Origin of the sequence: Aquimarina agarivorans, from assembly GCF_000218485.1 — a bacterium.
In the GTDB taxonomy this organism is placed as follows: domain Bacteria; phylum Bacteroidota; class Bacteroidia; order Flavobacteriales; family Flavobacteriaceae; genus Aquimarina; species Aquimarina agarivorans.
Genome location: NZ_AFPB01000129.1, coordinates 1 through 510, shown reverse-complemented (window position 1 = coordinate 510; position 510 = coordinate 1). Strand labels below are relative to the sequence as shown.

1 protein-coding gene is annotated in these 510 nt (G+C 71.6%); it reads left to right on the top strand.

Features of this window, described 5'->3' with window-relative positions; genetic code table 11:
- On the top strand, window positions 1-510 hold a 510-nt coding region (locus GMC_RS23445; protein WP_193361482.1), incomplete at both ends, for a substrate binding domain-containing protein.

Sequence of the window (510 nt, the reverse complement as noted above, 5' to 3'; positions counted from 1 at the left end):
CGTCTCGCCGCGCCGCCGTCGTTCGCCGCGGCGTTCCTCCAGCAGGCCTGCGCCAGCTTCCTCGAGGCGCATCCGCGGATCAGCCTGCGGGTGGACCTCGACGAAACCTTCCTCGATCTCAGCGAAGGCGGCTACGACCTCGGCCTGCGCGACGGCCCCATCGACCTGCCGGGGCTGGTGGCGCGGCCGCTGGCGCCGAACCAGATCGTGCTTTGCGCCAGCCCCGCCTACCTGGCGCGGCAACCCGCGCCGCAAGGCCCGGAGGACTTCGAGCGGCACGCCTGGCTGGTCTTCCAGCACCCTTCGCTGAACCAGAACTTCTGGTGGATGGAGCGCGACGGCGCCCGCCAGCGTATCGACCAGCCGCGCCCGCGACTGGCCAGCGACAACTACGACTTCCTGCTCGCCCACCTGCTGGCCGGGCTGGGTCTGCAGTTCTGCCCGCAGTGGAGCGTCGCGCCGCTGCTCGGCGAAGGGCGGTTGGTGCGCCTGCTCGGCGACTACCACTTG